Annotated in this window: 14 protein-coding genes, 1 tRNA gene and 1 pseudogene; 7 read left to right on the top strand and 9 right to left on the bottom strand. The window is 70.9% G+C overall.

What is annotated here, in order from left to right; all coding sequences use genetic code 11:
* The coding region (locus tag AAHZ94_RS09445; RefSeq protein WP_349992133.1) for a UbiD family decarboxylase domain-containing protein at positions 1-1488 on the top strand (1488 nt) is incomplete at its 5' end.
* On the opposite strand, the gene pdxR is transcribed toward AAHZ94_RS09445, so the two are convergent.
* From pdxR to AAHZ94_RS09425, 4 genes are all read right to left on the bottom strand, one after another.
* The gene (gene pdxR, locus AAHZ94_RS09440; protein ID WP_349992130.1) at positions 1430-2950 is read right to left on the bottom strand and encodes a MocR-like pyridoxine biosynthesis transcription factor PdxR; all 1521 of its coding nucleotides are present in this window, start codon (positions 2948-2950) and stop codon (positions 1430-1432) included. The two genes, AAHZ94_RS09445 and pdxR, sit on opposite strands and share 59 nt — an antisense overlap.
* 162 nt (positions 2951-3112) lie before the next feature.
* Positions 3113-3574, bottom strand: coding sequence for a MarR family winged helix-turn-helix transcriptional regulator (locus AAHZ94_RS09435; protein WP_349992128.1), 462 nt, complete (start codon positions 3572-3574; stop codon positions 3113-3115).
* Between the two features lie 195 nt (positions 3575-3769).
* Positions 3770-4480, bottom strand: a complete 711-nt coding sequence (locus AAHZ94_RS09430; protein ID WP_349992126.1) for a DJ-1/PfpI family protein — start codon at positions 4478-4480, stop codon at positions 3770-3772.
* 899 nt (positions 4481-5379) lie between these two features.
* The gene (locus tag AAHZ94_RS09425) at positions 5380-5739 is read right to left on the bottom strand and encodes a zinc ribbon domain-containing protein YjdM (RefSeq protein WP_349992124.1); all 360 of its coding nucleotides are present in this window, start codon (positions 5737-5739) and stop codon (positions 5380-5382) included.
* Positions 5740-6003: 264 nt separating this feature from the next.
* On the opposite strand from AAHZ94_RS09425, the gene AAHZ94_RS09420 reads away from it, so the two are divergent.
* The 4 genes from AAHZ94_RS09420 (at position 6004) to AAHZ94_RS09405 (ending at position 9671) form a co-directional block, all read left to right on the top strand.
* Positions 6004-6345 carry an ArsR/SmtB family transcription factor gene (locus AAHZ94_RS09420; RefSeq protein WP_349992122.1) on the top strand — a complete coding sequence of 114 codons (342 nt, stop codon included), beginning with the start codon at positions 6004-6006 and terminating at the stop codon, positions 6343-6345.
* Entirely contained in the window at positions 6342-8198 is a 1857-nt protein-coding gene (locus AAHZ94_RS09415) for a SulP family inorganic anion transporter (RefSeq protein WP_502964623.1), read from the top strand. The genes AAHZ94_RS09420 and AAHZ94_RS09415 overlap by 4 nt, the downstream gene beginning before the upstream one ends.
* A gap of 143 nt (positions 8199-8341) precedes the next feature.
* The gene (locus tag AAHZ94_RS09410; RefSeq protein WP_349992118.1) at positions 8342-8737 is read left to right on the top strand and encodes an STAS domain-containing protein; all 396 of its coding nucleotides are present in this window, start codon (positions 8342-8344) and stop codon (positions 8735-8737) included.
* Between the two features lie 196 nt (positions 8738-8933).
* Positions 8934-9671, top strand: coding sequence for a hypothetical protein (locus tag AAHZ94_RS09405; protein WP_349992116.1), 738 nt, complete (start codon positions 8934-8936; stop codon positions 9669-9671).
* Between the two features lie 119 nt (positions 9672-9790).
* Here AAHZ94_RS09405 and AAHZ94_RS09400 read toward each other — a convergent pair whose 3' ends face one another.
* Positions 9791-10921: a DUF5954 family protein gene (locus AAHZ94_RS09400; RefSeq protein ID WP_349992114.1), complete on the bottom strand. Its 1131-nt coding sequence runs from the start codon at positions 10919-10921 to the stop codon at positions 9791-9793.
* Positions 10922-11331: 410 nt separating this feature from the next.
* Between AAHZ94_RS09400 and AAHZ94_RS09395 the strand changes: the two genes are divergently transcribed.
* The gene (locus AAHZ94_RS09395) at positions 11332-12549 is read left to right on the top strand and encodes an IS110 family RNA-guided transposase (protein WP_349992113.1); all 1218 of its coding nucleotides are present in this window, start codon (positions 11332-11334) and stop codon (positions 12547-12549) included.
* 657 nt (positions 12550-13206) lie between these two features.
* Here the strand turns inward: AAHZ94_RS09395 and AAHZ94_RS09390 are convergent.
* Positions 13207-14205, bottom strand: coding sequence for a helix-turn-helix transcriptional regulator (locus AAHZ94_RS09390; protein WP_349992112.1), 999 nt, complete (start codon positions 14203-14205; stop codon positions 13207-13209).
* A gap of 627 nt (positions 14206-14832) precedes the next feature.
* Here AAHZ94_RS09390 and AAHZ94_RS36390 point away from each other — a divergent pair.
* Positions 14833-15150 (top strand): annotated as a pseudogene (locus tag AAHZ94_RS36390) (hypothetical protein); the annotation flags it as partial.
* Between the two features lie 268 nt (positions 15151-15418).
* Here AAHZ94_RS36390 and AAHZ94_RS09380 read toward each other — a convergent pair.
* The 3 genes from AAHZ94_RS09380 to AAHZ94_RS09370 all read right to left on the bottom strand — a co-directional run bounded on the left by AAHZ94_RS09380 (position 15419) and on the right by AAHZ94_RS09370 (position 19078).
* A tRNA-Thr gene (locus AAHZ94_RS09380) sits at positions 15419-15492 on the bottom strand.
* A gap of 126 nt (positions 15493-15618) precedes the next feature.
* Positions 15619-17223 (bottom strand): alpha/beta fold hydrolase, encoded by a 1605-nt coding sequence (locus AAHZ94_RS09375; protein WP_349992134.1) that lies wholly within the window; start codon positions 17221-17223, stop codon positions 15619-15621.
* Positions 17224-17752: 529 nt separating this feature from the next.
* The gene (locus AAHZ94_RS09370) at positions 17753-19078 is read right to left on the bottom strand and encodes a DNA polymerase III subunit delta' (protein ID WP_349992110.1); all 1326 of its coding nucleotides are present in this window, start codon (positions 19076-19078) and stop codon (positions 17753-17755) included.
* Between the last annotated feature and the right edge of the window lie 1069 nt (positions 19079-20147).

Below are 20147 nucleotides of genomic sequence, written 5' to 3'. Positions count from 1 at the left end.
GGCCCGGCCGCGTTCGGGGGCTCCTCCCGGTACGCGCGGGGGGCCGGCACCCCGCCCCCGCCGCCCACCGGCCCCGGCCCCGCGATCCTCTTCGAGCGCGTCACCCCACCCGCCGCCGGCCGGCCGCCGCGGGCCGTCCTCATCGGCCTCTACGGCACCCGCGAACGCGCCGCGGCCCTCCTCGGCACGACCCCGGCCAGGCTCCCGTACCGCCTGCTGGCAGCGGTGGCGGCGCCCGTACCGCCGGTCCCCGCGCCCCCGTCGGGCCCGGCCGCCCCGCGCCGCGTCCGGCTCGCCCCCGACCTGAGCGCACTGCCCTTCCCGGTCCTCACCGACGAGGACGCGGGACCGTACCTGACCCTCGGCGCGGTGCTCGCCACCGACCCCGAGACGGGGGTGCGCAACCTCTCCATCCACCGGATGTGCGTGCAGGGGCCCGACCTGCTCACCCTGTGGATGGTGCCGGGCCGCGACCTGGAAGCCGCCCACCAGGCGGCCCAACGCACCGGCCGGCCGCTGCCGGTCGCCATCCACCTGGGCCTGGCCCCCGCCGTGCTGCTCGCCTCCTGCTGCCCGACCTCGCTGGTGCCGCGCGGCACGGACGAGTTGGCGGTGGCCGGTGGCCTGGCCGGCGCGCCCGTCGAGCTCACCGACTGCCTGACCGTGGACGCGGAGTGCATCGCGCACGCCGAGTACGTCCTGGAGGGCGAGTTGCGGCCGGAGCCGGTCCCGGAGAACCCGCGCGGCCCGGCGGCGACCCCGGAGTTCCTCGGCTACCAGGGGCGGGCCCACCCCGCCCTGCCGACCGTACGGATCACCGGCATCACCGCCCGCGAAGGCGCCATCCTCCAGACCTGCTCGGGCCCCGGGCACGAGCAGTCGATCCTCCTCGGGTACGGCATGGAGGCCGCGGTGCTTGCCCGGCTGCGCGAGCGGGGCGCGCCGATCGCGGCCGTGCACTGCCACACGGCGGGCGGCGGCCAACTCATGGTGGTGCTCCAGTGGCGCTCGGACCGCACGGTCGCGGACGACGCGGCGATCCGGCCGGCCGCGCTGGCGGTGCTCGAAGAGTTCCGGATGGCCAAGCTGGTGGTGTCGGTCGACGACGACGTCGACCTGGAGTCGGACGCGGACCTGTGGTGGGCGATGACCACCAGGCTCCAGGCCGACCAGGACATCACGGTGCTGCCCGACCGCCCCGGCTTCCCGCTCGACCCGAGCCAGTCCCCCGCCTACTCCACCACCCTGTCCGCCGAAGGCCGCACCGCCAAGAGCCACTTCGACTGCACGGTCCCGCACGCCCACCGCCCCCGCTTCCGCCGCCCCCACTTCACCCACCCACCCGCGCCTCACTCACCCACGCTCCGCTCACCCACGCCTCACCCGCCCCAGCAACCGCCACCCACCCACACCACCCGACAGCCGCCCCTCACCCCGGCTGCTCCCCCTCCCGCACCGCCGCGGCCAGCAGCGCCACCCCCTCGGTGATCCGGGCGACGGACAGCGCCGCGTACCCCATCAGGAACGTCGGCTCGGCCGGCGACCCCTGGACGAAATATCCGGAAGCGGGGTATATCCGTACGCCACGGGCGGCGGCGCGGCGGACGATCTCCTCCTCCGACACCCCGCGCGCACCGAGCAGGGTGACCAGGACGTGCAGCCCCGCCGCCTCCCCCGAAATCCGCACCCCGGCCCCGAAGTGCTCGTACAGCGCCTCCAGGAGGCGCCCCCTGCGCTGCCGGTACAGCCGCGTCATACGGCTGATGTGGCGGGTGTACGCGCCGCTGGCGATGAAGTCGGCCAGCGCCTCCTGAGCGACCGTCGGCGTCAGCCGGTCGGTGATCCACTTGATGCCGAGGAAGGGCCGCACCAGGTGCGCGGGGAGCACCGCGTACCCGATGCGCAGCGCGGGGAAGAGGGTCTTGCTGAAGCTGCCCACGTACACCACGGTCTCCCGGTGCCGCTCGGCGGCGAGCGCGGGCAGCCGCTCGGCGGAGAAGGTGAACTCGTTGTGGTAGTCGTCCTCAAGCACCGTCGCGCCGTGCTCGTACGCCCAGGCCAGCAGCGCGCGGCGGCGCCCCTCGGAGAGGATGACGCCGGTCGGGAACTGGTGCGAGGGCGTCACGTACACCAACTTCACCCGCCCCGGATCGAGCCCCCTGGCCCGTACACAGCCGTCGATGTCGGCCACCCGCAGCCCCTCGTCGTCCACCGGCACCGGCACCACGGACGCGGCCGAACAGCCGAAGACCTGCCGCAACACGGTGTGGCTCGGGTCCTCGATGACCACCACGTCACCGGGCGCGACCAGCGCCCGCACCAGGATGTCCAGCGCCTGGGTGGCGCCGCCGGTCACCACCACCCGGTCCGGCGAGGCGTCCAGCGCCCGGCTGCGCCGCACCAGGGCTGCGATCTCCCGCCGCAGCGCGGGCGCCCCCTCGGCCGGCCCGTACCCGAGCGCGTCCACGTCCGCGCGCCCGTAAGCGTCGTGCAGCGACTGCCGCCAGCGGGCCACCGGGAACGCCGCAAGGGCGGGCGTCCCGTGCCGGAAGTCCAGCGCCGTACCGGCCCGCCCGGCGGGCGGCGGCTCCCACGGCTGCCACAACGCGTCCGTCCCGTCGGTGTCCCGCGGCGGCTGCGGCGCCAGGACCGACAACGCGGCGGGCGCTCCACCCGCACCATCCGCCACCTGCTCCGCCCGCGCCGCCACCCGCGTCCCCGAACCGCGCCGCGCCGTCAACACCCCACGCGCCCGCAGCAGTTCGTAAGCCCGCGTGATGACGGTCCGCGACACGTCGAGCTGCGCGGCCAACTCCCGCGAGGCCGGCACCCCGTCCCCCGGCCGCAACCGCCCCGCCCGCACCAACGCGGTGACCTGATCACACACCTGCTGCTGCAACGGGACGCCACTCCCCCGCTCCAACACGATCAACAACGCAGAAGAACCCACGACCTCCCCCACACCCCACCGCCCACGGGGCGACCCGGGAGGGACCCTGCGGTGGGGATCGAGTGTGTCACGGGGGGGCCGTGCCGGGCGGGGGCCGGAGTGAGGATCGAGTGCGTCACGGGAGTCCGTGCCGGGCCGGGCCCCGAGCGGGGGTCGGGTGCGTCACCCACCCTCACCCCACCCACGAACCCCCCGCTCCCGCCGGGTCCTGCACCCCCGGTGCAGGGCCGCGTGGAGCGCCGCTTCCTCCTCGGCTTCGAGGCCCTCGGCGAAGGTGCGGTCGCGCAGCGAGATCATGCGGCGGGCCTCGGCGAGGAGGCGCTCGCCGTCCTGGGTGAGTTCGAGGTGGGCGCGGCGGCCCTGACCGGCGAGGTCACAACGCACGGCGCCCTGTTCCTCCAGCATGAGAATGGTGGCGCGCATGCTCTGGGTGGTGATTCCGGCACGGCGGGCCAGGTCGCTGTAGGAGAGTTCGGGACTGCCCGCTATGTGGCCGAGCGCGCCCAACTGCCGTAAGGACAGGCCGATGTCGGCGAGGTCGGATTCGATCTGGCGTTGCAGGTGCCGTCCGGCGCTGATCAACAGCATCACCGTCGACCACGGCATCTCGGGCGCTGTGTTCACTGCGGCTCTCCTTGACGGCGGGCACGACGGCTGGAATTCCCCACCAGTCTCGCAGCCAAGGGGCCATCACGTACGGAATAGCCGGATTAGCCGGATCGACGGAATCAGCCCGCAACCAGCCGATGAGACCGGTGGGACCGGCTGCATCGGCTGGGTCGGTCGCAGCGGATCGGCCGGTCCGTCCGGCCCCGTCGATCAGGCGGATTCGGCGCGTATGCCGAGCCGCCGCGCCGCCCGCTCCGCCACCTCGTCGTACGGCGTCCGCTCTTCGGGTGCCATCGCCCTTACCCGGTCGGTGAGTTCGGGACCTGCGAGTTCGGGAGTGCCGACGCCGAAGAGGGGCTGCGGCGCGTACTCCACCAGCAACTCCATCTCCCGTGCGGCCTCGTCACCGAACAGCGCCTGGATGAGGCGCAGCCCGATCTCGAAACTCCCGGTCGCCGGGCCCGAGGTGATCCGATTCCGGTCCTCGACCACGTTCCCGCGCGCCGGTATCGCGCCGTACGAGGCGAGGTTGTCGCGCATCTGGAAATTGGTCGTGGCACGGTAGCCGCGCAACAATCCGGCCGCGCCCATCAACAGCGCCCCCGCACACACGCCCGCCACCCATGTCGCCCGACTCCCCCGATCGGCGAGGAACTCAAGCACCTCCGCGTCCTCGAACACCTCGGCCGGTACCGCCCCCGCGTACAGCACGTCGAGATCGGCCGGGCATTCCGCGAAAGTCGTCGTGGCCCGGGTGGGGAAGTTCGGCATCCCCACCACCTCGTCCCGGTCCTTCCACACGAGATGCACATTCACGCCCGACAGCAGCCCGAAGGCGGTGTGAAACCCGATGATGTCGACCGGCATATAACCGGGGCACACCAGAATGGCAATCTCCACATTGCGGCGTACGGATGTCATGGTCATCCTCTCCGACGAGACTTACAGTCAAGCTAACAGTCGGGCTGAAAGCCGGATAGCGACAAATTGGCCGCTGCGCGAAGGGAGTTGATTCCCGCCTCTTTACCGGGCCGGTGGGACGGCCGGGGCGAGGGGGAGGAAGTCGAGCGGGAGGAGGGGGCGGGGGATGGCTGGGGCGGGGCGGTCAGGGGTCCGCGGGGAAGCGATCTCCGCAGGTGGGGGCGGTAGGCGTGCGCGCATCGCCCCCACTCACGCCGCGGCTCCGGCGCGCGGCAGACCGCCGGCGCACTGCCCCGAGCCCCGCGCTGACCAGCGCGCCCGCGCACGGCCAGCGCACCCAAAGCGAAGCGAAACCGCCCCCAACCCCCCGCTCGGGAACCCCTCTCAGGATTCCCGGACCAGAACTCCCTGCCCAGAACTCCCCGCTCAGAAATCTCGATTGCCGATCAAGGCATTCAGAGGTACGCCATAAACAGAAACAAGGCCCCGATCGGATTCCTGCCACCGGTCAAAGGCCGCGGCAAGGGCTTCCGCGGTGGCCATGGCGTTCTCCACCGGCTGCACACCGCGTTGATGTCAGTGGCGACGAAAACGTTCCCGGCCTCCACATCCCACTCCCCCCATGGCCCGCTCCACCCGCGCCACAGCCGCCCGCTGCGCCGCCGCCCCCGCACATCCGCCCAGGCCCGAAACTCCCGAGCCCCCCGCAAAAGCCGGTCGGAGTCCAGCCACCGCACCCACCACGGCACAAGCCCGCACTACGGACTCGTACGACGGACTCGCGCTGCGAACCCGCCGTACAGCCCACCTCACAGATCAGCCGCCCAAGCCACCATCAGCCCCACCGGCTCGAACCGAGCCCGCACGAGTCCGTACGAGCCCCTTCGAGCCACCCAACATCAAGCCTTCTTCACCACACTCGACTTGAGCTGCATGGGCCCGAAACCATCCACCTTGCAGTCGATGTCATGGCCATCCACACCGTCCGCAATCAGCCGAATATTGCGGACCTTGGTGCCGGCCTTGATGCCGGACGGGCTGCCCTTGACCTTGAGGGTCTTGACGACGGTGACCGTGTCGCCGTCGGCGAGCACATTGCCCACCGCGTCCTTGACGACCCGCTCACCGGCGGTCTCATCGGCCGCGCCGGTCGAGGTCACGGACCACTCGTGGGCGCATTCGGGGCAGACCAGCAGCGCGCCCATCTCGTAGGTGTAGGCGCTGGCGCACTCGGGGCAGGGGGGAAGGTTCTCGCTCACCGCGGCAGTGTAAGTGGCGAGTATCTCAATTGCGAAATTCTGCAATTCATTAGATGGTGTGCGGGTCGTGCCCGCAGCCGATGTGCGGGCCCCGCCCACGGGCATCCCCCGCAGTCCCCGCACGGCAGGCGCCGCACCGCAGCCGCCCCCGGCGGTCGCCCCACGACGACCCGCACCAGCGGCTGCCGCGGGGCTGCCCCGGGCACGACCGCCCAGACGTACGCGACGCCCCCAGCGGGCGCCCCGGTCGGAGAGAAGGGTCGCGTGTCGGTTCCGCTGTACCAGGCCAAGGCCGAGTTCTTCCGCATGCTCGGCCACCCCGTACGGATACGGGTCCTGGAGCTGTTGCAAGACGGCCCGATGCCGGTACGGGAGCTGCTCGCGGCGATCGAAGTGGAGCCGTCGGCGCTGTCCCAGCAGCTCACGATGTTGCGCAGGTCCGGCATCGTCAGCTCGCGGCGTGACGGCTCGACCGTGGTGTACGCGCTCGCCGGCGGCGACGTCGCCGAGCTCATGCACGCCGCGCGGCGCATCCTGACCGAGCTGCTGACCGGCCAACACGCGCTGCTGGCCGAGTTGCAGGGCGGCGGGAGGGTCCCGTGCTGAGCACGGCACCCCGCGGCCCACGGGCCGTGCTCGGCCGGCTCGGCGCACTGCTGCCGGCCCGCGCCGACCTCGCGGACGCCACCCGCAACCCGCGCCGCGACCTGCTCGCCGGCCTCACCGTCGCCATCGTGGCGCTGCCGCTCGCCCTCGGCTTCGGCGTCTCCTCCGGGCTCGGCGCCGAGGCGGGCCTGGCCACCGCGGTGGTCGCCGGCGCGCTCGCCGCCGTCTTCGGCGGCTCCAACCTCCAGGTGTCGGGCCCGACCGGCGCCATGACCGTCGTCCTCGTACCGATCGCCGCCGAACACGGCCCCGGCGGCGTCCTCACCGTCGGCCTGGTCGCCGGCGTCCTACTGGTCGGGCTGGCGCTGGCCAGGGCCGGTACGTACATGCGGTACGTGCCCGCGCCCGTCGTCGAGGGCTTCACGCTGGGCATCGCCGCGGTCATCGGCCTGCAACAGGTGCCGAACGCGCTCGGCGTCGACAAGCCCGAGGGCGACCAGGTGCTGGTCGTCGCCTGGCGGGCGGTCCGGGACTTCGCCGACGGGCCGAACTGGACCGCCGTCGGCCTCGCCGTCGCCGTGGCCGCGCTCATGCTGATCGGCGCGCACCGGCGGCCGGCCGTCCCGTTCTCCATCGTCGCGGTGATCGCGGCCACCCTCGTCGCGCAGGCGTTCCACCTGGACGCCGCGCCCCCCATCGGCGACCTGCCCGCCGGCCTGCCGGCCCCCTCGCTCGGCTTCCTCGACCTGGGAGCGCTGGGCACGCTGCTGCCGTCGGCGGTCGCGGTCGCCGCGCTCGCCGCGCTGGAGTCGCTGCTGTCCGCGTCCGTCGCCGACGGCATGACCGTCGGCCAGAAGCACGACCCCGACCGGGAACTCTTCGGCCAGGGCCTGGCCAACATCGCCGCGCCGCTCTTCGGCGGCGTGCCCGCCACCGGCGCCATCGCGCGCACCGCGGTCAACGTGCGCGCCGGCGCGTCCTCCCGGCTCTCCGCCCTCACACACGCCGCCGTACTCGCCGGCATCGTCTTCGCAGCCGCCCCACTGGTCTCCCGCGTCCCGCTCGCCGCACTCGCCGGCGTCCTGCTGGCCACCGCGATCCGCATGGTCGAGGTCGGCTCGCTGCGCGCCATGACCCGGGCGACCCGCTCCGACGCCCTCGTCCTCGTCCTCACCGCCACGGCCACGCTCGCCCTGGACCTGGTGTACGCGGTGATCATCGGCCTGGCCGTGGCGGGCGTCCTCGCGCTCCGCGCCATAGCCCTCCAGGTCCGCCTGGACGAGGTGCCGCTGTCCGCCGGCGACCACACCGCCGAGGAACACGCGCTGCTCGCCGAGCACATCGTCGCCTACCGCATGGACGGCCCCCTGTTCTTCGCCGCCGCGCACCGCTTCCTGCTGGAGTTGAGCGAGGTCAGCGACGTACGCGTGGTGATCTTGCGCATGTCCCGGGTGACCACCATCGACGCGACCGGCGCCCTGGTGCTCAAGGACGCGGTGGCAAAGCTCAACCGCCGCGGCGTCACGGTCCTCACCAGCGGAATCCGCCCCGAACACCGCCACGTCCTGACCTCGGTCGGCACCCTCCCGCTCCTCCGCTCCGACGGCCACGAGTACGCGACGACCCCGGAAGCGGTACGCGGCGCGCGTGCACTGCTGGCCCGTACGGGGGTGCTGCCCGCGGGGGCGGTGGGCGCGGACGGGGCGGCCGGGGTCGACGGCGGAGATGGGATGAGCAGGGTCGACGGAGTCGACGGGGTGGCCGCCGGGTTGGCCGAGGTGGATGGGGCGGGGCCGGGTGGGACATCCGGTAGGGGTGCTTCCGGTGGGGGCGGACCCGGCTGCCGGCCGTGATTCCGCGGGCGAACGTCAACCCGGCGCCCCGGCCCGGCGCCCGGACACACCGCCGGCGCCGGTGACGGCGTCGAATCCGTACGCGAGAATGCCGCGCACTGCCCGGCCCGTACACAGCACAGAGACAGGGAGCTGACCACAGCATGACCATCGAATGGCGCTACCGCAGCGAACGGCACCTGGGCCTGCTCTCCGTCGCCGGCTATCTGGGGCCGCACGCCGCCCACCGCTTCACCGGCGCGATCGGCTGGGCCCTGGCCCGCGGCACCGGTCCGATCATCGTCGACCTGACCGAACTCCGCGGCTGGTCGGCGGAGGGCCAACTGGCCATCGTCACCGCGGCCCACCAACTGGCCCTGGCCGGCCGCACCCTGGCCCTCGCTGCCATCCCCGCCGACGGCTCGCTGGTCCCGCACCCCGATGCCCCCACCATCCCCGTCCACCCCGACCTCCCCACGGCCATCACCGCCCACGCCCCCAGCTCCACCGCGGACGAACAGGCCCGGGAGTGGCGAACGGCGGGGTGGGAGGGGGAGTAGCGGCAGGGGGCGACGACGGGACGGCGGGGCGCGACGGCGGGGCGGCGCGGGACGGCGGCGCGGGGCGGCGGCAAGGGCCGGGCTCCTTTCCCCAGTCCCCGGGCAGCAGCTCAGCGCGGGCCGCCAGGCCCCGGCGCACCCGGCGTGCCCCGGCGCACCCGTGCCGAAACCACCGCCGGTCCTTACGATCCCCTGTATGAGCGATGACGTGCGCAACGTGCTGCTGGGGCTGGTGGCTTCGGGGATCAGCGCCGCACTGGGCTGGTTCGTACGCACCTACACCCTCAATCGCGCCTTCCGCAGCAAACTACGATTCTTCGGCCTGCGCCCCGGCGAAGAAAGCCTGCTCGTCGTGAACGGCAAGGCGGGCCAATCCAGTTGGACGGTCGCCCGCCAGGACGTATTCGCCCTGCTCGAACTCTCGATGCTGATCAAAGCGTGCAAGTCAGAAGCGAAGATCGTGCCGCACGACGCGCCAGGAACCGGCCTGGGGCAGATCACCGAATTCTGCATCGGCGGCCCGATATCGAACGACCGCATGGCCGCCCACCTGCGCAACCTTCTCCCCGGATTCACCATGGACGTCGAGACGGAATCGGGCCCGCAGTGCGGTGCGTTCACCGTCGGCGGCGAGGTGTACCGCATGGAGCCCGGCCACGTGGAATACGTACTCCTCGCCCGCCTACGCGCGCACGAAGGCGCCCGTCCGATCTTCCTCATCTGCGGCCAACGCGCCCTGACGAACTTCGCCGCCGCACGCTATGTGAACCGCCACCACGCAGCCCTGGCACAGACCCATGGCGAGCAACCCTTCTGCCTGTTGCTCAAGGTCGTGGATTCCGAGGCGTACGGCGCCGAAGTCATCCAACTCGTCACGGACATCACACAGACCGCCCTCTCACCACGCCCACCACAACCTGCGCTCCAGGAGTAGGGGACGAGGGGCTGAGTGGGGGCTGAGCAGGTGGCCGGGGCTGGGCGGGGGCTGAGCAGACGGCCGGGACTGGGTGGGGGCTGAGCAGGCGGGTGGAGAGTGGGCGTGAGAAAGGGGGATCAAACGCGCTTCTTACGCTCCTTGACCGCCGCCCGGCGGGCCTCTTCCTGCTCCCACAGCGCCTTCAACTCAAGGGTCCGCTCATCGAGTTCGATCGGCGTGTTCTCTTCCTCGTCCTCGTCCTTCCACAGCCCCTGGTCCTTGAGCTGCTGGTTCTGCACCTCCAGCGGGACCTGCGACTCGAAGTCGCTGGGCCGCGGGCCCTCCGGCCCGTCGGGGCCGATCCGCATCAGCCGCTCGACCCGGGTGATGCGGAACCGGCGGCCGTCCACGCACACGCTGTTGCTGCGCTTCTCATCGAGCACGTCGGCGGCGCGCGCGTACTCCGCGCGCTCCTCCTCGGTCAGCTCCATCGTGAACGGCGCCATCACCCGCAACCACGACGCCAACCCGTCCCTGGCCCCCTGCGGCGTACCGTCCGACGACCCGGGATTCTGCGCCTTCCACACCCCGTCGACCCGCTCGGACACCATGAACACCGCGGGCAGCAGCACGCCTCCCGGATGCCGCACCACCGCCTCCCTGGCGTCCCGCCCCATCTCGGGCGGCATCCCGGGCGTGGGCACGCCGATGAACTGCGCGAGATCCAGCTTCAGCAGCCCGTCGGACATCCCCGTCGCAACGTACGGGTCGACGACGAACCCCTTGGTACGCGACCGCAACCGGTGCGACTCCCCCACCTCGCCCGGGTCCGGGTCGGAGGGGCGCGGCGGCTCGGGCCCGCTCCTGCCCATACGGATGAACTTCGACGCGCGCACGACGCGGAAGCGCTCCCCGCGCACCACGATCTCGTCGACGACCTCGCGATCCATCCGCAGCGCAGCCGCCATCCACTCCGCCTGCGCGGTCATGTCCCCGGCCTCCTCGGCCCCCTTGGCCCGCCGCCGGAAGTGGCTCCCCAGGGAGTCCCTGGTCCCCTGCGGCTCGCTGGTCCCGAACTCGCACAGCTCCCAACCGCCGGTCTCGCACTCTCTCGCATAGAAGAACTCGGGCATCCCGACCCCCATGAGCTCGGGGTACAACTCCCGTGCCGTCCACGCCTCCTGGTTGGCCAGCGCTGCGACGGGCCCTTCCTGTGCGGCGATACGGAACGTGAGATAGGCGGGCACCTGGTCTTCGTAACCGTTCATGTACTCAATGTGCCCGAACCCACAACGGCCCCGCCGGCGATCCGAGGAATCCCCCTCTCCCGTGCAGGCGCCCCACCCCACCAACACCCCCACCCCACACTGCAACCACCCCCACCCCACCCTCACACGCCCCCTCGCGCCCCCCTTCTCCGTTATCTTTTTCGCGGTCCTGCAAGAGGGCCGCTGGCCTCCGGGCCCGGCATGACTGTGTCCCCCTGTCGAGGGCATGACCTGGGGGGTGGTGTCACCGAGCCCGGGGGTGTTCGTCGGAGACGCTGATCAGAGGTCCGGCCACCGCCCGGTCCGGCGCAATGCCGGACGGCTCGCGGGCGGCAGGTCTGCATAACGTGGATGCGCGAGCACGACACCCGAGCCGAGGCCGGCACCGTGAACATCCCGGAAAGGGCGCGATGTTCGAGATCGATGACGTAGGCGTGTTCCTCAGCCTGGACGTCGGCAAGACCGTTCACCACGGCCACGGGCTGACCCCGGCCGGGAAGAAGGTCTTCGACAAGCCGCTGCCCAACAGCGAACCGAAGCTGCGGGCCGTCTTCGACAAGCTGACCGCAAAGTTCGGCACCGTCCTGGTCATCGTGGACCAGCCCGCCTCCATCGGCGCCCTGCCGCTGACCGTCGCCCGCGATGCCGGCTGCCAGGTCGCCTACCTGCCCGGCCTGGCCATGCGCCGGATCGCCGACCTCTACCCCGGCGAGGCCAAGACCGACGCGAAGGACGCGGCCGTGATCGCGGACGCCGCACGGACCATGCCGCACACCCTGCGCTCGCTGGAACTCACCGACGAGATCACCGCCGAGTTGAGCGTGCTGACCGGCTTCGACCAGGACCTCGCCGCCGAGGCCACCCGCACCTCCAACCGGATACGCGGCCTGCTCACCCAGTTCCACCCCAGCCTGGAACGCGTCCTTGGGCCACGCCTAGACCACCAGGCCGTGACCTGGCTGCTGGTGCGCTACGGCTCTCCGGCCGCCTTGCGCAAAGCCGGCCGCCGCAGACTCGTGGAGCTGATCCGCCCCAAGGCCCCACACATGGCCCAGCGGCTGATCGACGACGTCTTCGACGCTCTGGACGAGCAGACCGTGGTGGTGCCCGGAACCGGCACCCTGGACATCGTGATCCCGTCCCTGGCCGGCCAGCTCGCCGCCGTCCATACCCAGCGCCGGGCGATGGAAGCCCAGATCAACAGCCTGCTGGTGGCCCACCCTCTTTCGAAGGTCCTGACGCCGATGCCCGGCGTCGGCGTCAGGACCGCCGCCGTCTTGCTGGTCACCGTCGGCGACGGCACCAGCTTCCCCACCGCCGCCCACCTCGCCTCCTACTCCGGCCTCGCCCCCACAACGAAATCGTCCGGGACCTCGATCCATGGCGAACACGCACCCCGAGGCGGAAACCGGCAGCTCAAACGCGCGATGTTCCTGTCCGCCTTCGCCTGCATGAACGCCGACCCCTCCTCCCGCGCCTACTACGACAAGCAACGAGCCCGCGGCAAAACCCACACCCAAGCCCTCCTGCGCCTCGCCCGCCAACGCATCAGCGTCCTGTTCGCCATGCTCCGCGACGGCACCTTCTACGAATCCCGCACCCCCACAGACATCGAACTCACTGCATAACCCCAGCAACCCCGAACCACCCCAAACCCGACAGAAATGCCTTGACGAAAGACATAGAGGCACCCCCCGTAGCGCGAGACGCGACCGAACCTCCCCTTCCTCTCCTCAGAAAAAGAAAAAGCCAGGTCAGACTGACTCTGACCTGGCTTCTCAGTGGAGCCACCTTCGGGATTCGCACTCGGGCCTATACCTCAGGGGGCCTTCGCAACCGTGACAGGCAGCGCCGACGGCACACGAGACCCCATTTCGCGCAGGCACGATTGTCGCACTATTCGATTTGCGCAATATGTCCAGGTGGATCGCTCAGTATCTACACACTTCGCGACCGCAGGCTGGCAACAATCAAAGCGGGAGTGCAGTGGCGAGAAGAGGTAATGGCAGCGCGTCACCGACCATACGAAGCGCCACAGCCTGTCAGTCTCAGAGTCGACCACGCGAGGAATCTCCATCAAATCGACAGATTGCGATTCCTCGGGCGGAAGCTTCAGCCTATTCCCTTTGCGGGAATCTGTTATCGGACTTGTCGACACCGAAAACTTTTCGGCCACAAAGTTTTTATTCGACGGCCAGACCACTCTCTCCGGCACGGCAGCCTGCCAGCAGGGCCAGCTCGCTGCTGGGTTTCACCTCCGAGGCATACAATTAGCGACGCACCCGCTACCACCATGCGCCGGCGCTCGCGTGCCGAGCCCCGTTCTCCACGTCGTCCATGTGGACAATCACATCCGGGATTTCTTTAAAATGCATGAGAGCCTTGGTGGAGACTTTGTAACTCCGCCCGGCTCGCGCCACCGGGAAGGGGAACTGTCCTGCCCGAATGAGCCGATGCGCGGCAGATTCTGTTATACCCATCACTACCGCAGCTTCTTTGAGCCCAATGAACGAAGGGTATAGGTCTGAAGTGTAGTAATAGTTCTTCACGCCAGAGATACTGAACCGAGACAGCCTAGGCGCCATAACCGACTGTTTAACCGACCCCGATCGACGCCCCGTTCGAATTTCATCATGATAGCCCAGCACGTCTTCCATACACCCATGCTTCTGCAGTACAGCTCCGTAACGCTCCCCCTTGAGTTGCTCCGCAAAATCCGCGTCACGAATGAGATCAGAATTGATAATCGACGCCGCTCTTAACCCAAACCCCAGCGCGGGTGCCTCTGACTGAAGAAAAAGCTCCATTTCATCCATCGGATACTCCGGCGGGGCGCAGCTCCCCTTTCGATAGGCAACATCGAAGGCCCCCTTCACCATGCGATCCCTGACATGCCGTGGCGAAACACCCGCAGATGTATCGTTCCACACCTCAAGCGCGGTCACCACCATGGCCGACTGGACCTCCTCCAACTCGGCGCCAAAATCACGAGAAACCCTTACAGAAACCGAACGGAAGCAGGGTATGATGCAATCAAGAATGACCAACCTCCACGTTTCATCACCCATCAAGTCGCTTAATCTACCAATGGCGATCAGGGATTCCCACATACGAGAACTCGGCGCCGACTTGACGCCTGCGGCGATCACATCTCTCCGAAATTTCGAATAAACAGGGTGTCGCTTAATATCGCATTCATCGACATTTCCCACGTGCACACAAACTGGCGCGTCTCCGAAATTTTCGCGGACCTTCCGTTCGATGAGATCAAAGATGCCCATCATGGCCTCCAAGCTAGTCGTCGATGACAATGAGCAAGCATGGCGGACTCGACAGAAGTCGAGAGCACGTTCTGAAGCCAGTCACTCGTTCGTGTGAAAACTGCCCATTTTGCCCCCGATAGCAACTCTGGCGCTTCCTCATCTTCACTCCGCACACACCCAAGGACGTCGCCTGGTCGGGTGAACGCGTCACCAAGTGGAGATAGACGGGAGAGAAAACTCTTACCTGACACGATCTGGGTACGACTGTCGTCACCAACGGCCGGCTGTACGTTATGTCACCTGGCTCCCGCCGCGGCCTACGGAAACAAGGTCTACGGGCAATCTTGATATCCACTTCCTGACAGTCTCCGCTTAACATGCCCAGGACAGGTGAGAGGGGATACTCCTCTGAATCCAACGCGAAGAACCGCTTCCGCTTGGTCTCGTTTGAAGCCACCGCTGTCAATCGCCTCCAAACGACACGACGAACGCCAAGACGCTGGCCGAGAGGCCGAGACGCCTAGGAGTTGTCCGGAGGTCGGTTCTCTCAAAGCTCACTCGTGGATCGGTCCAGGCTGGTAGAGCTCACGTGCGACGCGTTTTGATGTGGCGGATGGCAAGGGGGAGTTGATCGAGAGACGCCTACCCATGGCGGCGACGGGTCCGCTGCCCGGCGGGTGCAGGTCGGCGGTCTCGTCTTCACTCGCCCCAAGACCAAAAAGAGCCGGAACCCCGTACCGATCCCGGCGCCATTCATCGGCCCGCTCACCCTGCAAGACGCAGAGCGCGAAGCCGCGGGTGGAGCCTGGGAAGACTGGGGGGTCGTGTTCTCGCGGCCGGACGGCCTGCCAGAACTGGGAGGAGTTCCAGGAGTTACTGGCGGAGGCCGAGATCGATGACCTCCGCCTGCCCGACGGGAGTCGCCACACCGCGGGCACCATCCTGAACGAGCTGAGCATCGACATGCCCACGATCATGGAAATTCTTCGGCACACCCAGATCAGTCAGACCCGCCGCTACGTGACGGGCCGCTCGCACCTGTCGAAGAGGCGATGCGTCGGATGGGCGAATGCTCCTCTCCACTCCCACGCCCCCGACCGCGCAGCCCCCAGGCCCACGTCCGGGACTAAACCTGAGACCGCAGACAACCGCACAGAGCGCACCCGGCGCCGGCGCCACATCCACCGAACGACAAAACCCCAGGCCAGAAGCTTTCTGGCCTGGGGTTTGACTGAGCCGCCTTCGGGATTCGAACCCGAGACCTACGCATTACGAGTGCGTTGCTCTGGCCAACTGAGCTAAGGCGGCATGCTGTGGGCGCCTGATTGGCGGTGACAGCGGAGCCAAGTTTACACAGTTTCGCGGGGTGCTCCGTACGAGGTTGTTTCCGGGGTGTTTGTGCAGGTCAGTGGGGTGGGTGGGGGGTGGAGGGGGTTAGGAGCAGCGCTTGGCGGGGGTGGGTGGGTGGCCTGTGAGGAGGTACGTGTTGATCGTGGTGTCGATGCAGGTGCTGCCGCGTCCGTACGCCGTGTGGCCGTCGCCCTCGTACGTCAGGAGGTGGCCCGAGGAGAGCTGGGCGGCCAGCGCGCGGGCCCAGCGGTAGGGGGTGGCGGGGTCGCGGGTGGTGCCCACGACGAGGATGGGGGGCGCGCCGGCGGCTTCGATGCGGTGCGGGCCGCCGGTCGCCTCGACCGGCCAGTACGTGCAGCTCAGGGCCGCCCACGCCAGGCCGCTGCCGAAGAGCGGCGACGCCTTCTCGAAGGCGGGCAGCGCCTTCGAGACGTCGGCCGGGCGGCGGAAGGACGGCGGTAGGTCGAGGCAGTTCACGGCCTGGTTGGCGGCCATCAGGTTGCTGTACGTGCCGTCCGGCGACCGCTCGTAGTACGCGTCCGCGAGTTGCAGCAGCCCCGTGCCGTCGCCCTTCCCCGCCGCCGCGAGCCCGGTGCGCAGCAGGGGCCAGGCGCCCTCGTCGTACATCGCCGAGAGCACCCCCGTGGTGGCCAGCGACTCCGTCAGCGTGCGGCGTTCGCGGGTGGGCAGCGGCCTGGCGTCGATGCGCTGGAACAGTTCGGCGAGGCGACGTACGGCCGTGGCCCGGTCACGGGTGCCCAGCGGGCAGCCCGCCCGCCGCACGCAGTCCGTCAGGAACGCCGTGACCGCCGTCTCGAAGCCGCCCGTCTGGTCCAGGTTCATCTGCCCGGCGGTCAGCGTCGGGTCCATCGCGCCGTCCAGCACCAGGCGTCCGACGCGGGTCGGGAACAGTCCGGCGTAGGTGGCGCCGAGGAACGTGCCGTACGACGCGCCCACGTACGTCAGCCTGCGGTCGCCGAGCGCCGCCCGCAGCACGTCCATGTCGCGCGCCGCCTCGACCGTCGACACGTGCCCGAGCAGCCGGCCGGAGCGGCGCTGGCAACCGCGGGCGTGTTCCTGGTACGAGCGGACCAGGCGGTGGCGTTCCGTGGCGTCGTCCGGGGTCTGGTCGACCCGTACGTAGGCGTCCATGTCGCGGCCGGGCAGGCAGGTCACCGGTTCGCTGCGGGCCACGCCGCGTGGGTCGGCGGCCACCATGTCGTACCGCGCCCGCACCGGCGCGGGGTAGCCGAGCGCCGCGTACGCCTGGAGGTAGCCGACCGCTGAACCGCCCGGCCCACCCGGGTTGACCAGCAGTGATCCCAACCGCCTGGCCTTGTCCGTGGCCCGCTTGCGGGAGACGCTGAGCCGGACGTCGCCGCTACCCGCGTCCGGGTGCGCGTAGTCGAGCGGCACGAGCAGGGTGGTGCATTCGAAGTCGGTGGGCTGGGTGGGGGCGGCGGGGGCGGCTGGCGTGTTCGGCTCGGCCGGGGGCATCGCCGAAGCGCCTGCGGGGTTCTGCGCGCCCGGCTCGCCCGGGGTTCCCGATGTGCCCGGGGCTCCTGCCGTTTCGGCCCGTCCGGCCGGCCCGCCGGGTCCGGCCGGTCTCGATGATCCCTTCGCGTTCGACGCGTCGGCGGGGCCGGGGCCGCCCGCCCTGGCCGGCTCCCGGCAGGGCCGCCAGCTCAGCCGCTGCTCGTAGTAGCGCTCCAGCTTCGCCGGGATCGCACGGGGCAGCGGGCGTAGTGGGGCCACCGGCCGCGCGCCGTCCTGTGACCACGTGGCGCCGTCGCGCGCCTGGCCGTCGGGCCCTTCGGTGGCACCGCTGCCGCGTGGGCGGTCCCCCTCCACGCCGCCGGAACCCGTCGACCGCGCCGTCGGCTCCCGCGCGGTGGCCGCCGCCGCGCCCTCGGTGGTCGACGACCCGTCCGCCGAACACCCCGAGGCCAGTACGGCCGCGCCGACGGCCAGCACCCCGGCGGTACGGAACAGGCGGCTCGTATCCATCGGCGATCCCTCAGTCGTTCGTCACGGCCCCACGCGGCGGGCATCGGACGAACCCGCACGTCGAGATCGGAGCGTATCGATGGATGTGCGGAGCGTTGCCATTGCTGGCGCCGTACGGGTGAACGTCGTCGCGACGCGCTCGCCCCGTACTTCGCCCGGACCACTCGCCGGCCCGTGGGTGCGGGGGCGGCGGCCTGCCGTCGGGGCGCTCTCAGCCCGCGCGCAGGGCCAGCGTCATCGCTTCGACCGCCAGCAGCGGGGCCACGTTGCGGTCGAGTGCGCCACGGCAGGCGGTGATCGCTTCTATCCGGCGCAGGGTCGCCTCCGGTCTGGAGTTTTCCGCGATGCGCTCCAACGCGTCGCGGAGGTCGGCATTGGCCATGGCCACCTGGGAGCCGAACTGGAGCGCCAACACGTCGCGGTAGAACGCGGTGAGGTCGGTCAGAGCGAGGTCCAGGCTGTCCCGCTGGGTACGGGTCGAGCGGCGCTTCTGGCGGTCCTGCAACTCCTTCATCGCCCCGGCCGTGCCGCGTGGCAGCCGGCCGCCGGTGCCCGCCGCCGCGCCGAGCGCCGCGCGCAACTCCTCGGTCTCCTTGGTGTCGACTTCCTCCGCGAGTTGCTTGGCCTCCTCGGTCGCCGCGTCGACGAGCTCCTGTGCGGCCTTGAGGCAGCCGCCGATGCCGTCGACCCGCATCGGCAACGACAGCACCGCCGCACGGCGCTGCCTGGTCCGCTCGTCCGTGGCCAGCCGGCGGGCCCGGTCGATGTGCCCCTGGGGGGCCTGCGCGGCGGCTGCCGCCTGGTCGGGGTCGATGCCGTCGCGGCGTACCAGCACGTCGGCGACGGCGGCCACCGGCGGCGTGCGCAGGGTGAGGTGCCGGCAGCGGGACCTGATCGTCGGCAGCACGTCCTCCAGGGACGGGGCGCAGAGCAGCCACACCGTACGGGGAGCGGGCTCCTCGATGGCCTTCAGCAGCACGTTGCCCGCGCCCTCGGTCAGCCGGTCGGCGTCCTCCAGGACGATGACCTGCCAGCGCCCGACCGCGGGCGCGAGTTGGGCCCGGCGGACCAGGTCTCGGGTCTCCTTCACGCCGATGCTGAGCAGGTCGGTGCGGACCACCTCGACGTCCGCGTGCGTCCCGATCAGCGCGGTGTGGCAGCCGTCGCAGAAGCCGCAGCCGGGCGCGCCGCCCAGAGCGCGGTCCGGGCTGACGCACTGGAGCGCCGCCGCGAACGCGCGGGCCGCCGTCGCCCGCCCCGAACCGGGCGGCCCCGTGAACAGCCAGGCGTGCGTCATCTTCGCGCCCGACGGCCGCCGGCCACCCCTGGGCCCGGACCCGGACCCACCGGCCGTTTCGTCCGCAATCGCCCCGCCGGCCGCGCCCGCACCGGTCGCGCCAGCCGCCGCAGCCGCGGCGCCCGTGGTACCGGCCCCCGCCCGCTCCGCCCCCGTGACCAGCACATCCGCATCCCGCGCGGCAGCAGCGAGTTGCTCAGCGACCCGGTCCTGTCCCACCAGGTCGTCCCACACCGCCATGACGCCTCTCCCTGCCTGCCGTGCCCCGTTGTCCGCTGCTGCCGGCCCGTTGCCGCCGGCTCGTCCGCCACCCGTTCCGTACCGCGCTCGCGCTACGCGCCGTATCGATCCCGTCGTATCACTACCGTTCCTCCCTCGACTCCCCCACCGCGCCCACGCCCTTTTCCGCGACGGCTTCCGCCGCTCCCCACCGCCGCACGCCACATCCCGTACGAGCCCTCGCCCGGCGGCCACCATCCCGCCGCGCGCCTCCACAGCCGCCCCCCGCAGGGCCGCAACCCCACCCCAGCGCGCTCACGCCCGTCTCCCCGCCCCGGCCGATTCCCGTGCCCGCGTCGCGCCGTACGTCCACGGCCGGCCGCCGGTCTCGCGCCCGGCCTCCGGCACCTGGTCGCCCGGTCCGCCCACCATTGTGGAGTACGGCACTGACAATCCTGCCGGCACCGCGGTGACCTGCGAGAACGGCCGGTGATCGATGGCGGTGCGGGGCCGGGGCGGGGCCGGGGCGGGGCCGGGGCGGGGCCGGCGCGGGGCCGGCGCGGCGTCTCTGGCCGCGTCTTACGGGGCCCCGGCGGGCCGCCACCAAGACGGTGCGCGCATGACGACACATGGTTCTCACCCATTACCGCGGAGGCTCTTCGAGGAGCCCGGCCCGCCCGCACCAGATCGCCCTTCCTCGCGCGGCGGGGCGGTGCGCTGCGCTGCGGGCGCGGGCCGTCCGTGGCCAGCGTGTCCGGCGCAGTCCGTTACGGCACCTGCGGTGCGCCCCTTGCGGCATGGTCCGCCCGTCCACTGCCTGCCGCTGCGCCGCCCTGACACGCCACAGCACGACAGCCCGGACCTGCATGAGACGACACGGCACGGCACGGCACGCAGGCACGTTCGCATGACGCACGCGGGCATCCCCGCGCCCCACCGGCCGGGCCGGCTCACGTCCCTGGCCCCGCTCCGGGCGACCCGCGTCACCGTCCCCCACCTCGCACATCGCACATCGGGCCCGGCCCCGGGCGGGGTTTTGGCCCGGGGGGGGGCCCCCGCGGCGGGGCGCGGGGAGGGGGGGGGGGGGAGG

The sequence above is a fragment of the Streptomyces sp. HSW2009 genome (genome assembly GCF_040240285.1).
In the GTDB taxonomy this organism is placed as follows: domain Bacteria; phylum Actinomycetota; class Actinomycetes; order Streptomycetales; family Streptomycetaceae; genus Streptomyces.
The sequence above is the reverse complement of the archived record's forward strand: the minus strand, read 5'-3'. Positions and strand labels throughout refer to the sequence as shown.

What these genes read in the sequence shown, in the direction of transcription:
- AAHZ94_RS09395 (WP_349992113.1), top strand. Translation starts at nt 11,332, where the DNA reads ATGTTCGAGATCGATGACGTAGGCGTGTTCCTCAGCCTGGACGTCGGC.
- AAHZ94_RS09400 (WP_349992114.1), bottom strand. Translation starts at nt 10,921, where the DNA reads ATGAACGGTTACGAAGACCAGGTGCCCGCCTATCTCACGTTCCGTATC.
- AAHZ94_RS09390 (WP_349992112.1), bottom strand. Translation starts at nt 14,205, where the DNA reads ATGATGGGCATCTTTGATCTCATCGAACGGAAGGTCCGCGAAAATTTC.
- AAHZ94_RS09370 (WP_349992110.1), bottom strand. Translation starts at nt 19,078, where the DNA reads ATGGCGGTGTGGGACGACCTGGTGGGACAGGACCGGGTCGCTGAGCAA.
- AAHZ94_RS09410 (WP_349992118.1), top strand. Translation starts at nt 8,342, where the DNA reads ATGACCATCGAATGGCGCTACCGCAGCGAACGGCACCTGGGCCTGCTC.
- AAHZ94_RS09430 (WP_349992126.1), bottom strand. Translation starts at nt 4,480, where the DNA reads ATGACATCCGTACGCCGCAATGTGGAGATTGCCATTCTGGTGTGCCCC.
- AAHZ94_RS09405 (WP_349992116.1), top strand. Translation starts at nt 8,934, where the DNA reads ATGAGCGATGACGTGCGCAACGTGCTGCTGGGGCTGGTGGCTTCGGGG.